10 protein-coding genes are annotated in these 11,202 nt (G+C 74.8%); 6 read left to right on the forward strand and 4 right to left on the reverse strand.

Going from position 1 to position 11,202, the window contains the following annotated elements; genetic code table 11:
- A partial coding sequence (locus ACFUEL_RS25160; RefSeq protein ID WP_380239022.1) for a PucR family transcriptional regulator ligand-binding domain-containing protein occupies positions 1 to 483 on the reverse strand: 483 nt, incomplete at its 3' end.
- 284 nt (positions 484 to 767) lie between these two features.
- On the opposite strand from ACFUEL_RS25160, the gene ACFUEL_RS25165 reads away from it, so the two are divergent.
- The 5 genes from ACFUEL_RS25165 (at position 768) to ACFUEL_RS25185 (ending at position 7,383) form a co-directional block, all read left to right on the forward strand.
- Complete coding sequence (locus tag ACFUEL_RS25165; protein WP_380239023.1) at positions 768 to 1,655, forward strand: FAD binding domain-containing protein; 888 nt, start codon at positions 768 to 770, stop codon at positions 1,653 to 1,655.
- Positions 1,652 to 2,137 carry a (2Fe-2S)-binding protein gene (locus ACFUEL_RS25170; protein ID WP_380239024.1) on the forward strand — a complete coding sequence of 162 codons (486 nt, stop codon included), beginning with the start codon at positions 1,652 to 1,654 and terminating at the stop codon, positions 2,135 to 2,137. The genes ACFUEL_RS25165 and ACFUEL_RS25170 overlap by 4 nt, the downstream gene beginning before the upstream one ends.
- Positions 2,134 to 4,494 (forward strand): xanthine dehydrogenase subunit D, encoded by a 2,361-nt coding sequence (gene pucD / locus ACFUEL_RS25175; protein WP_380239025.1) that lies wholly within the window; start codon positions 2,134 to 2,136, stop codon positions 4,492 to 4,494. Before ACFUEL_RS25170 ends, pucD begins: the two co-directional genes overlap by 4 nt.
- A gap of 186 nt (positions 4,495 to 4,680) precedes the next feature.
- The gene (locus tag ACFUEL_RS25180; RefSeq protein WP_380239026.1) at positions 4,681 to 6,144 is read left to right on the forward strand and encodes an NCS2 family permease; all 1,464 of its coding nucleotides are present in this window, start codon (positions 4,681 to 4,683) and stop codon (positions 6,142 to 6,144) included.
- A 69-nt stretch (positions 6,145 to 6,213) separates the two neighbouring features.
- Positions 6,214 to 7,383 (forward strand): XdhC family protein, encoded by a 1,170-nt coding sequence (locus ACFUEL_RS25185; RefSeq protein WP_380239027.1) that lies wholly within the window; start codon positions 6,214 to 6,216, stop codon positions 7,381 to 7,383.
- 12 nt (positions 7,384 to 7,395) lie between these two features.
- On the opposite strand, the gene ACFUEL_RS25190 is transcribed toward ACFUEL_RS25185, so the two are convergent.
- Together ACFUEL_RS25190 and ACFUEL_RS25195 are read right to left on the reverse strand one after the other, a co-directional pair.
- Entirely contained in the window at positions 7,396 to 7,671 is a 276-nt protein-coding gene (locus tag ACFUEL_RS25190; protein WP_380239028.1) for a hypothetical protein, read from the reverse strand.
- A gap of 92 nt (positions 7,672 to 7,763) precedes the next feature.
- A complete protein-coding gene (locus tag ACFUEL_RS25195; protein ID WP_380239029.1) occupies positions 7,764 to 8,924 on the reverse strand; it encodes a Dyp-type peroxidase in 1,161 nt (386 codons plus the stop codon).
- A 31-nt stretch (positions 8,925 to 8,955) separates the two neighbouring features.
- On the opposite strand from ACFUEL_RS25195, the gene ACFUEL_RS25200 reads away from it, so the two are divergent.
- Positions 8,956 to 10,290, forward strand: a complete 1,335-nt coding sequence (locus tag ACFUEL_RS25200) for a right-handed parallel beta-helix repeat-containing protein (RefSeq protein ID WP_380239030.1) — start codon at positions 8,956 to 8,958, stop codon at positions 10,288 to 10,290.
- A 107-nt stretch (positions 10,291 to 10,397) separates the two neighbouring features.
- Here ACFUEL_RS25200 and ACFUEL_RS25205 read toward each other — a convergent pair whose 3' ends face one another.
- Entirely contained in the window at positions 10,398 to 11,165 is a 768-nt protein-coding gene (locus ACFUEL_RS25205) for a hypothetical protein (RefSeq protein WP_380239031.1), read from the reverse strand.
- Positions 11,166 to 11,202: the final 37 nt, after the last annotated feature.

The following is an 11,202-nucleotide window of genomic DNA, read 5'->3' on the forward strand; positions in this document are numbered from 1 at the left end:
GAGGTCGAGGTCGCCGCCGAGCAGGTCGAGGACGGCGTCGAGGCCGCCGGCGCCGGCGGCGGAGACCAGCAGGCGGTGCCGGTCGACCAGGGCGGCGAGGTCGGCGGCGCGGTCGGCGGAGACCTGGCGTCCGACGTACTCGGTGACGGCGCCGAAGGCGACGTCGTCGGGGACGGCGAGCAGCGGCAGCCGGTGGCGGCGGCAGGCTTCGGCGAGGTCGGCGGGGACGGGGCCGACCTCGACCTCGCCGGCGCCGAGGGCGGCGGCGCCCGCGGTGGCGAGGGTGCGCACGAAGCGTTCGGAGTCGGCGGGGGCGGTGCGCCAGAGCATGCCGGTGAGGACGAGTTCGCCGCCGTGCAGGTAGCGGCCCGGGTCCTGGAGGTCGGTGGTCATCACTCCGGTGACCTGCCGGTCGAGTTCGTCCTCCCCGGCGAGCAGGCGCAGTCGGGGGGCGCCGGGGGCGAGCAGGTCGCGGACGCGCATGGGCAGCCCTTCTTGGTCTGTGAGGGTGGGACCGCGGGGTGGAACGGCCCAGTCTGCCCGAGCTGAGCTGGAGGATCGTCCACCTTAGAGGAACGTACAGGACGGTGGTGCGGGGCACCGCCGGTCCTCATGCCATCGGTGACTGCCAGTGGCCCCCGTCACAGCGGTTCACTTGCCAACACGCCGCCGGGCTGCACCGCGGTGACCGATCGGGCCGAGGGCCCCGGGCACCGGCAAGGGCGCAGTGCCCGCGTCCGTCGGCGACGACTTGAGGAGTTACCCGCATGGAGTTCCTTCGGCCCGCGAGCTGGGACGAGGCACTCGCGGCGAAGGCCGAGCACCCCACCGCGCTGCCCATCTCCGGCGGCACGGACGTCATGGTCGAGATGAACTTCGACGTGCACCGGCCATCCGCGATCCTCGACCTGAACCGCATCACCGAGCTGACCGAGTGGAGCAGCGACGGCGCGGCCGTCCGGCTGGGCGCGGCGGTGCCGTACGCCCGGATCATCGAGGAGCTGTCGGGGCCGCTGCCGGGCCTGGCGCTGGCCGCGCACACGGTCGGCTCGCCGCAGATCCGCAACCGCGGCAGTGTCGGCGGCAACCTGGGCGCGGCCTCGCCGGCCGGCGACTCGCACCCGGCGCTGCTGGCCGCGGGCCGGGACGTGTTCGTGGAGGCGCAGTCGGTGCGCGGGTCGCGGCTGATCCCGATCGACGAGTTCTACGTCGGGGTGAAGCGCAACAGCCTGGAGCCGGACGAGTTGATCCGCGCGGTGCGGATCCCGGTCGCGGACGGCCCGCAGCAGTTCTCGAAGATCGGCACCCGCAACGCGATGGTGATCGCGGTCTGCGCGTTCGGCTTCGCGCTGCACCCGAAGGACGGCACGGTCGGCACCGGCATCGGTTCGGCCGCGCCGACGCCGCGCCGGGCCGTGGAGGCCGAGGAGTACCTGGGCGGGGTGCTGGCCGAGCGCGGCCTGTGGGAGTCCGGCGAGCTGCTGGGCCCGGAGGTGGTGCGGCGCTTCGGCGAGCTGGTGAAGGGCGCGGCCTCGCCGATCGACGACGTCCGGGGCACCGCCGACTACCGGCGGCACGCGCTGGCCGTGATGGCCCGGCGCACCCTGACGTGGTGTTGGAACGACTATCGCAAGCAGATCAGGAGCGCGGCATGAGGGTCACGTTCAGCGCGAACGGCAAGCCGGTGGAGGCCGACGACGTGTGGGAGGGCGAGTCCCTGCTGTACGTCCTGCGCGAGCGGGTCGGCCTGCCCGGGTCGAAGAACGCCTGCGAGCAGGGCGAGTGCGGCTCGTGCACGGTCTACCTGGACGGGGTGCCGGTGTGCTCCTGCCTGGTGGCGGCGGGCCAGGTGCAGGGCCGCGAGGTGCGCACCGTGGAGGGCCTGGCCGGCCCGGACGGCGAACTGGGCCTGGTCCAGCAGGCGTTCGTGGACGCGGGCGCCGTGCAGTGCGGCTTCTGCACCCCCGGCCTGCTGGTGCAGACCGACGCCCTGCTGGCCGCGGACCCGCAGCCCTCGGACACCGACATCCGGGAGGCGCTGTCGGGCAACCTGTGCCGCTGCACCGGCTACGAGAAGATCATGGACGCGGTGCGGCTGGCCTCGGCCCGGACGTGCGCCCGGGGGGTGGAGAAGTGACCGGTCGGACGATCCAGGGCCAGAAGAACCTGCAGAAGATCAACCAGGCGTCCAAGGACGGCATCGGCGGCTCCCCGCTGCGCCCGGACGGCAACCTGAAGGTGCGCGGCGAGTTCGCCTACTCCTCCGACATGTGGCACGAGGACATGCTGTGGGGCACCGCGCTGCGCTCCCCGCACCCGCGCGCCAACATCCTGAGCGTCGACGTCTCGGAGGCGCTGAAGGTGCCCGGGGTGTACGCGGTGCTCACCCACGAGGACATCCCGGGCGAGAAGTACTACGGCCTGGAGATCGCCGACCAGCCGGCCCTGGCGATCGACAAGGTCCGCTACCACGGCGAGGCGATCGCCCTGGTGGCCGCCGACCACCCGGAGACGGCCCGCCGCGCGGTGAAGAAGATCAGGGTCGAGTACGAGGTGCTCACCCCGATCACCACCGAGGAGCAGTGCCTCGACCCGGAGACCCACGGCTACGTGCACGAGCCGCACGAGTACAAGTCGCACGCGTACGGGAACGTCTGCCACGAGCAGAAGCTGGTCTCCGGCCTGGGCGTGAGCGACGAGGTGCGGGCGCTGGCGGACGTGATCGTGACCGGCGAGTACGAGGTCGGCATGCAGGACCAGGCGTTCCTGGGCCCGGAGTCCGGCCTGGCGGTGCCCGCCGAGGACGGCGGCGTCGACCTGTACATCGCCACCCAGTGGCTGCACGTGGACCGCCAGCAGATGGCGCCCGTCCTGGACCTGCCGCTGGAGAAGGTCCGGCTCACGCTGGCCGGGGTGGGCGGCGCGTTCGGCGGCCGCGAGGACCTGTCGATGCAGATCCACGCCTGCCTGCTGGCGCTGCACACCGGCAAGCCCGTCAAGATCGTCTACGCCCGGGACGAGTCCTTCTTCGGGCACGTGCACCGCCACCCGGCGAGGATGCGCTACGAGCACGGCGCCACCCGGGACGGCAGGCTGGTCTTCGCCGACTGCCGGATCGTGCTGGACGGCGGCGCCTACGCCTCCGCCTCCCCCGCGGTGGTCGGCAACGCGGCCTCGCTGGGCCACGGCCCGTACGTCATCCCGAACGTGCGGATGCACGCGATCGCGCTGTACTCCAACAACCCGTCCTGCGGGGCGATGCGCGGCTTCGGCGCGGTGCAGGCCGCGTTCGGCTACGAGTCGCAGATGGACAGGCTGGCCGAGGCGCTCGGGATGGACCCGGTCGAGCTGCGGCAGCTGAACGCCGTCACCCAGGGCGACCGGATGCCGACCGGGCAGGAGATCGACGCGCCCGCGCCGGTCGCCGAACTGCTCCAGCGGGTCAAGGACATGCCGCTGCCGCCGCCGCTCGACCTGGAGCACCTGGACGTGCGGACCCTGCCGGGCGCGCTGTCCAACACCTCGCACGGCGAGGGCATCGTGCGCGGCGTCGGCTACTCGGTGGGCATCAAGAACGTCGGCTTCTCCGAGGGCTTCGACGACTACTCCACCGCCCGGGTGCGGCTGGAGGTGATCGGCGGCGAGCCGGTCGCCATGGTGCACACCGCGATGGCCGAGGTCGGCCAGGGCGGCGTCACCGTGCACGCCCAGATCGCCCGCACCGAGCTGGGCGTCGAGCAGGTCACCATCCATCCGGCCAACACCGAGGTCGGCTCGGCCGGCTCGACCTCCGCCTCCCGGCAGACGTACATGACCGGCGGCGCGGTGAAGCTGGCCGCCGAGGCGGTCCGGCACGAGCTGCTGGAGCGCGGGCGGCACCGCTACGGCTGGACGCAGGACGACCTGGCGCTGGTCGGCGGCAAGGTGGTCTCGGCCTCCGCCGGGGTGCTGATCCCGATCGTCGACCTGCTCGGCGAGGACGCCGTCGAGCAGACCCGCGAGCACCACCACCGCCCCACCGTCCCGTTCGACAAGGAGACCGGGCAGGGCTTCGGCCACGTCCAGTACACCTTCTGCGCCAACCGCGCCGTGGTCGACGTGGACGTGGAGCTGGGCCTAGTCAAGGTGGTCGAGCTGACGGCCGTGCAGGACGTCGGCAAGGCGCTCAACCCGCTCTCGGTGGTCGGCCAGATCCAGGGCGGCTGCACCCAGGCGCTGGGGCTCGCGGTGATGGAGGAGATCGTGGTGAAGGACGGCAAGGTGCGCAACGCCTCCTTCACCGACTACCTGATCCCCACCATCCTGGACACCCCGCCGATCCCGGTGCAGATCCTGGAGCTCCCCGACCCGAACGCCCCGTACGGGCTGCGCGGCGTCGGCGAGGCCCCCACCGTCTCCGCCACCCCGTCGATCGTCGCGGCCATCCGCCAGGCCACCGGCAGGGCGCTGAACCGCATCCCGGTGCGGCCGGAGCACCTGACCGACACGCTCTGACGGTCCGTCGAACGTCCCCGGGGGCGGCACCCGTCTTCCCTGCCGACCCCCGGGGCCGCTGCCGGAGTCTCGCCGGGCCCCGCAGCACCCCACCCGTGAGTCGAACCAGTCCCCCTGCGTACCCCACCTGACGGGCACCCAGGTCGGCTCGCCCACCCCAACCCCCTATGAACCTTGGGAGTGGACATGTCCCGGACCTCCACGGAGCCCGGCCCCACCGAAGAAACGGCCCCCGCCGCGCCCGACACACCCGCCAGAGGCGCCCTCGACGCCTACTTCAAGATCTCGGCGCGCGGCTCCACCCTGGGCAACGAGATCCGCGGCGGTCTCACCACCTTCATGGCGATGGCCTACATCGTCCTGCTCAACCCGATCATCCTGAGCGGCGCGGACGTCACCGGCGCCAAGCTGGACCACGCCCAGCTGACCACCGCCACCGCGCTGGCCGCCGCCGTCACCACGATCCTGATGGGCGTGGTCGGCAACGTGCCGCTGGCGGTCGCGGCCGGCCTGTCCGTCTCCGGCGCGATATCCGCGCTGGTGGTGCCGCACACCACCTGGGCGCAGGCGATGGGCCTGTGCGTGATCTACGGCCTGCTGATCGTGCTGCTGGTGGTCTCCGGCCTGCGCGAGAAGATCATGAACGGGATCCCGCTGCCGCTCAAGCACGCGATCACCATCGGCATCGGCCTGTTCGTGGCGATCATCGGCTTCTACAAGGCCGGGTTCGTGCACACCGGCGGCCCCACCCCGCTCTCGCTCGGCCCGTTCGGCGAGCTCCAGGGCTGGCCGGTGCTGATCTTCGCGCTCACCCTGCTGACCATCTTCGTGCTGCTGGCCCGCAACGTCCGGGGCGCGATCCTGATCGGCATCGCGGCGGGCACCGTGGTCGCGCTGGTGGTCAACGCGGCGGCCGGGCTGACCGGGAAGGACTGGGGCGGCTCGGCACCGACCTGGCCCGGCTCGCCGGTCTCCGCACCCGACTTCGGGCTGTTCGGGCACGTCGACCTGTTCGGCGCGTTCGGCTCGCACGGGCTGGGCGCGATCAGCGCCTCGGTGGCCGTGTTCACCCTCGTGCTGGCCGGGTTCTTCGACGCGATGGCCACCATCATCGGCGTCGGCACCGAGGCCGGGCTGGCCGACTCCAAGGGCCGGATGCCCGGCCTGTCCAAGGCGCTGTTCATCGACGGCGCGGGCGGCGCGATCGGCGGCCTGTCCGGCGCGTCCGGGCAGACCGTGTTCGTCGAGTCGGCGACCGGCGTCGGCGACGGCGCCCGCACCGGCCTGGCCTCCACCGTCACCGGCGGCGTGTTCGCGCTGATGCTGTTCTTCTCGCCGGTCGCCGCGGTGGTGCCGGTGCAGGTCGCCTCCGCCGCGCTGGTGGTGATCGGCTCGATGATGATGAGCCAGGCCCGGCACATCGACTGGTCGGACCGCGAGATCGCCATCCCGGCGTTCCTCACCTGCGTGCTGATGCCGTTCACCTACAGCATCACCGCGGGCGTCGCGGCCGGCGTCGTCTCGTACACCGCCATCAAGGCGGGCACCGGCAAGTGGCGCGAGCCCGGCCCGCTGATGTGGATCCTGACCGGCGTGTTCGTCGTGTACTTCGCGCTCGTCCCGATCAAGTCCTGGCTGGGCGTGCACTAGGCCCGGCCCCACCTGCCGCCCCGCCGAACCCTCCGGCGGGGCGGCACCGCCCGTTGCGAGGAGTTCCCCGTGCACGACATCGCCGCCCAACTGCACACCTGGCACGCCGCCGGACGCCCCTACGCGGTGGCCACCGTGGTCGGCGTCTCGGGCTCCGCCCCGCGCGAACCCGGCGCGGCGCTGGCCGTCGACGCGGACGGCGAGGCGGTCGGCTCGGTCTCCGGCGGCTGCGTCGAGGGCGCCGTGTACGAGCTGTGCCGGGAGGCGCTGGAGAGCGGCACCCCCGTGCTGGAACGCTTCGGCTACAGCGACGAGGACGCCTTCGCCGTCGGCCTGACCTGCGGCGGCCTGCTCGACGTGTTCGTCCAGCCGGTCACCCCCGGCGCCGACCCCGGCCTGGACGCGGCCGTCGCCCACGTCTCCTCCGGCACGCCCGTCGCGGTGGCCCGGATCGTCGACGGCCCGCCCGCCCTGCTCGGCGGCACGATCGCCGTCACCGCCGACGCGCACCACGGCTCGTTCGCCTCCTTCCGGCTGGAGCGCGCCGCCGTCGCCGAGGCCCGCGCGATGCTCTCCGCCGGGCGCACCGGCCGGCTCGTCCTCGGGCTGGACGGGCGGCCCTGCGACCCGTCCGCCGAGCGCACCGTCACCGTCTTCGTCGAGGCGTACGTGCCGCCGCCGCGGATGCTGGTCTTCGGCGCGATCGACTTCGCCTCGGCGGTGGTGCGGATCGGCAAGTTCCTCGGCTACCACGTCACCGTCTGCGACGCCCGGCCGGTGTTCGCCACCGCGCGCCGCTTCCCCGAGGCGGACGAACTCGTCGTCGACTGGCCGCACCGCTACCTCGACACCCAGCTGGAGCGGCTCGACGGCCGCAGCGTGCTGTGCGTCCTCACCCACGACGCCAAGTTCGACGTCCCGCTGCTGGAGCGCGCCCTGCGCCTGCCGGTCGGCTACGTCGGCGCGATGGGCTCCCGCCGCACCCACCGCGACCGCGCCGCCCGGCTGCGCGAAGTCGGCCTCACCGAGGCCGAGTTGGCCCGCCTGCACTCCCCCATCGGCCTCGACCTCGGCGCCCGCACCCCCGAGGAGACCGCCGTCTCCATCGCCGCCCAGCTCGTCGCCGAGGCCCGCGGCGGCTCCTGCCTCCCGCTCTCCGCCACCGGCGGCCCGATCCACCACGACCCGGCCCCGGCCGCCCCCGCCCCGGCCGCCCCCGGCTCCCCGCACGCGGCCTGAGCGGGCCCGGCCTCAGCGGCTGTCGCCGGTCCAGTCCCAGCGCCGCGGGTCGGCCGGGCGCGGCTCGTAGCGCGAGGTGCCCGCCCCGCCGTACCGGCCCAGGTGGGTGGGCAGCGCGGCGCCGCCGGCCAGCGCGTCGGCGGCCCAGCCCGTGACGTCCAGCAGCAGGCCGTCCAGCGGGCCGCCGACCAGCTCCCGGTACGCCCGGCCCGGCCGGGGCCCGGGGTCGTCGTGGTCCGCGCCGTAGACCCGGCCCCGCAGCAACTGCTCGCTGTCGCGTTCGTCCATGGGGCCAGGCTCGCACCCCCGACCGACAACCCGGCCCCGGTACGACTGCCCGGGGCCCTCCCCGATCCGGCCCCTGCGGCCGGCGCCCCCTCCTACAGCCCCTCCCCCAGTACCCCGCCCTCCCGCGCGCCCGGCAGGACCCACGCCACCGCCGAGGCCGTGTGCGTCAGGAACGGCGTGAGCGCGTCGCGTTCGGCGAGGCGGGTCTGGACGCGGGTGAAGAGGGCCGGGTCGGGCATGAAGGCGCAGAACAGCAGGCCGCGGTCGGCGGGGGCGTCGTCGTAGGACCAGCCGCGGCGGAGCATCCGGGCGCCGCCGTCGAGGCGGGGGCTGCTGAGGCGGACGTGGGCGGTGGCGGGGATGACGTAGGAGCCGTCGGGGTGCTTGGCGTAGATGTCGGGGTCGTCGTGCTCGGCGCTGCCGGTGAGCGGGGCGCCGCTGTCTGCGCGGCGGCCCATGGCGCGTTCGCGGCCGTCGGCGGGGAGGGCGGCGAAGGCGGCGGTGTCCATCCGGATGCGGCGGTAGACCAGGACGGTGCCGTCCCGCTGCCACAGGGCGGGGTCGGCGGGGTCGGGGTTGGCGGTGCCGTCCTTGAAGCCGAACAGGTTGCGCGGGGTCTGCCCGTCGGGGGCGGGCGGCAGGAAGCCGCTCTGGTGCCAGCGGAGGGCGGCGCCCGCGGCGGTGGCGGCGGTGAGCAGGTGCTCGGTCAGGATGCCGGTGGTCCAGGGCTGTTCGGCGCCGACCTGGAGCAGCAGGTCGCCGCCGCTGCGGGCGGGGTCGAGCCGGTCGCCGGGGAGGGCGGGGAGTTCGGCGAGGCCGGCGGGGGCGGGGAGGCGCAGCCGGGCGGCGAGGGCCGGGCCGATCGCGGCGAGCGAGGTGAGCGGCGGGGTGCCGGTGAGCCGGGGGTCGTCGAGGCTGCCGCCGGCGGCGCGGGCGAGGACGTCCCCGGCGGCGGCGAGCAGGGCGCGCAGGGCGGCCCGGTCGGTGTCGGCGGGCAGGTCGAGGGCGAGCAGCCGGGTGGCGGGGAGCTGGCGGTGGGTGACGCCGCTCTGGCGGGCGCCGTGGAACGGGATCGCCGCGGGCGGCGGCGGGGCGGCGGCGGGCCGGTGGTCCTCGCGGGTGAGCGCGGTGGCGGCCCCGGCCCCGGCGGCTCCGGCGGCGAGGGCGGCCCCGGCGGCGAACAGGGTGCGGCGGTCGATCCGGGGCCGGTCCGGCTCGCTCCCGTGCTGCGGGTTCCCCGGTTCGGTGTGCATGGCCGCCATTGCAGACGATAGAACACGTTTCATGCAACTCCGCCTCTCTTCCTTCATGGTGATGGTTCGTCAGGCCCGGCCGGGCCGGTTGCTGCTGGGTGCGGCGCTGCTGCTGCTCCCGGCGGCGGCCGGGTGCTCCCCGGGCTCCCCGGGCGGTTCCTCGGCCGACCGCCATCCGCCGGGGACGGTGGTCCGGGTGCCGGAGGACTTCCCGACCGTGCAGCGGGCGGTGGACGTCGCGAACCCGGGCGACCTGGTGCTGGTCGGCCCGGGGACGTACCGGGAGAGCGTGCGGGTGACGAAGCCGCGGGTGGTGCTGCGCGGGACGGACCGGGGCGCGGTGGTGTTCGACGGCGGCCTGAAGCTGGTCAACGGGATCACGGTGACCGGCGCGGGCGGCGTGGTGGAGAACCTGACCGTGCACGGCTACCTGGCCAACGGCGTGCTGTTCACCGGCGTCACCGACGAGAAGCTGCAGCGGCACGGCGCGGGCGGCTCCGCGTACGACCCGCTGGACACCACCCGCTTCCCCGCCGTGCAGGGCTTCCGGGCGACCAGGGTGACGGCGTACGGGAACGCGCTGTACGGGATCTACGCGTTCGACGCGCGCGGCGGGGTCATCGAGGAGTCGTACGCCTCGGGGCAGGCCGACTCGGGGATCTACGTCGGGCAGTGCAAGCCGTGCGACACCCTGGTGCGGGGCAACACGGTGGAGCGCAACGCGGTCGGGATCGAGATCACCAACGCCTCGGAGAACCTGACCGTGGTGGGCAACCGGGTGGTGGGCAACCGGGTCGGGGTGACGGTCAACTCCAACGACCTGGAGTCGCTGGCGCCGCAGCACGCCGCGGTGATCGCGGGCAACGTGGTGGCGGACAACAACGCGGCGGACTCGCCGGAGCAGGCCGACGGCGGCTTCGGGATCGGGATCGGGATCGGCGGCGGGACGGGCAACCGGGTGGAGCGCAACCTGGTGCGCGGCAACCGGGCGGCCGGCGTGGTGGTGACCGACCCGCCGGGACACCCGGCGTCGGGCAACCGGGTCACCGGCAACAGCGTCACCGGCAACGGGGTGGACCTGGTCAGTTCGGCCGCCGACCCGGGCAACTGCTTCACCGGCAACGGGCCGTCCACCCAGAGCCCGGACCGGCTGGAGCAGTTGGCACCCTGCGACGCGCCGGGCACGGGCCCCGTCCCGGCCGGCCGGGCAGCGGGCGTGCAGGCCCCGCCGGGAACGGCCTTCAACGCCGTCCCGGCACCGCCCGCCCAGCCCTCGCTCCCCGACCCGCACGCCCCGGCACAGCCCGCCGTCGACCTTCCGGGCCGGGTCGACCCGGACGCCTACCCGCTGCCCACCGGCCCCTGAGCCCACCGCGGCCCGCCCGCCGCAGACGCCACCCGGCCGGCGGCACCGCCTCACCCCGCCACGCCCCCGCCCGCCGCAGGCGCACCCCCACCACCGCAGGCCCCGCCTCACCCCGCCGTCGCCCACGGTGCCTCGGGGAGCTTCGCGCCGGCGGACGGGCCGTGGAAGTCCAGGGTGGCGGGGGTCCCGAGGCCGGGCATCCGCATGGTGACGCGGCGCAGGCCGCCCTCGGCGTCGATCCAGTAGGTGAGCGGCGAGGTGTCGCCGTTCGCGGCGGCCTCGCGCGGGCGGGGGCCGGAGATCCGGTCGTGGTCGCGGCCGTCGATCCGGTCCCGGCCGAGCCGGCGGGGGCCGGCCTGGGCGAGCAGCAGCGGGTTGTCGGGGCGGTCGGCGCCGAGTTGGACGGCGAGGTCGAGTCCGGCGTCGAGCGGGTCGGTGCCGTAGGGGCGGGAGGTCCAGCCGGTGCGCGGGACGTGTTCGGCCTGTTCCCAGGGTTGTCCGGTGGCGCCGGCGGGGGTCTTGGCGAGGCCGAGCCCGCCGGCGTCCCAGATCACCAGCCCTTCGTCGAGGACGCCGCCGGGGCCGGTCACCCGGTAGCTCCCGGCGGCGTGCCGGGTGCGGTAGTCGATCACGCCGTGCACTTCGACGGCCGTCCCGCCGCCCTCCTGGACGGTCAGGTCGACGGCGGCGGGGCTCGCCCCGTAGAGGGTGAACCGGGACAGTGCCAGCCGGGACGCCTCCTCGGTGCTGAGCGGCCGGGCGCCGTCCTGGTGGGCGGCGACCCGCCAGGCCGTCACCCCGCCGGCGGCGGTCAGGACGGCGGCGAGCACGGCGGCCACCGCGTACCGGCGGCGGTTCTTCTTCTGCGTTGCCACGGTTTCCTTCGCTGGGGTCCACGGGTGGGGCCCCGGG

Source organism: Kitasatospora sp. NPDC057198 (assembly GCF_042670125.1).
Lineage (GTDB): Bacteria > Actinomycetota > Actinomycetes > Streptomycetales > Streptomycetaceae > Kitasatospora.

What these genes read in the sequence shown, in the direction of transcription:
- ACFUEL_RS25165 (WP_380239023.1), top strand. Translation starts at nt 768, where the DNA reads ATGGAGTTCCTTCGGCCCGCGAGCTGGGACGAGGCACTCGCGGCGAAG.
- ACFUEL_RS25170 (WP_380239024.1), top strand. Translation starts at nt 1,652, where the DNA reads ATGAGGGTCACGTTCAGCGCGAACGGCAAGCCGGTGGAGGCCGACGAC.
- ACFUEL_RS25180 (WP_380239026.1), top strand. Translation starts at nt 4,681, where the DNA reads ATGTCCCGGACCTCCACGGAGCCCGGCCCCACCGAAGAAACGGCCCCC.
- ACFUEL_RS25190 (WP_380239028.1), bottom strand. Translation starts at nt 7,671, where the DNA reads ATGGACGAACGCGACAGCGAGCAGTTGCTGCGGGGCCGGGTCTACGGC.
- ACFUEL_RS25195 (WP_380239029.1), bottom strand. Translation starts at nt 8,924, where the DNA reads ATGCACACCGAACCGGGGAACCCGCAGCACGGGAGCGAGCCGGACCGG.
- ACFUEL_RS25200 (WP_380239030.1), top strand. Translation starts at nt 8,956, where the DNA reads ATGCAACTCCGCCTCTCTTCCTTCATGGTGATGGTTCGTCAGGCCCGG.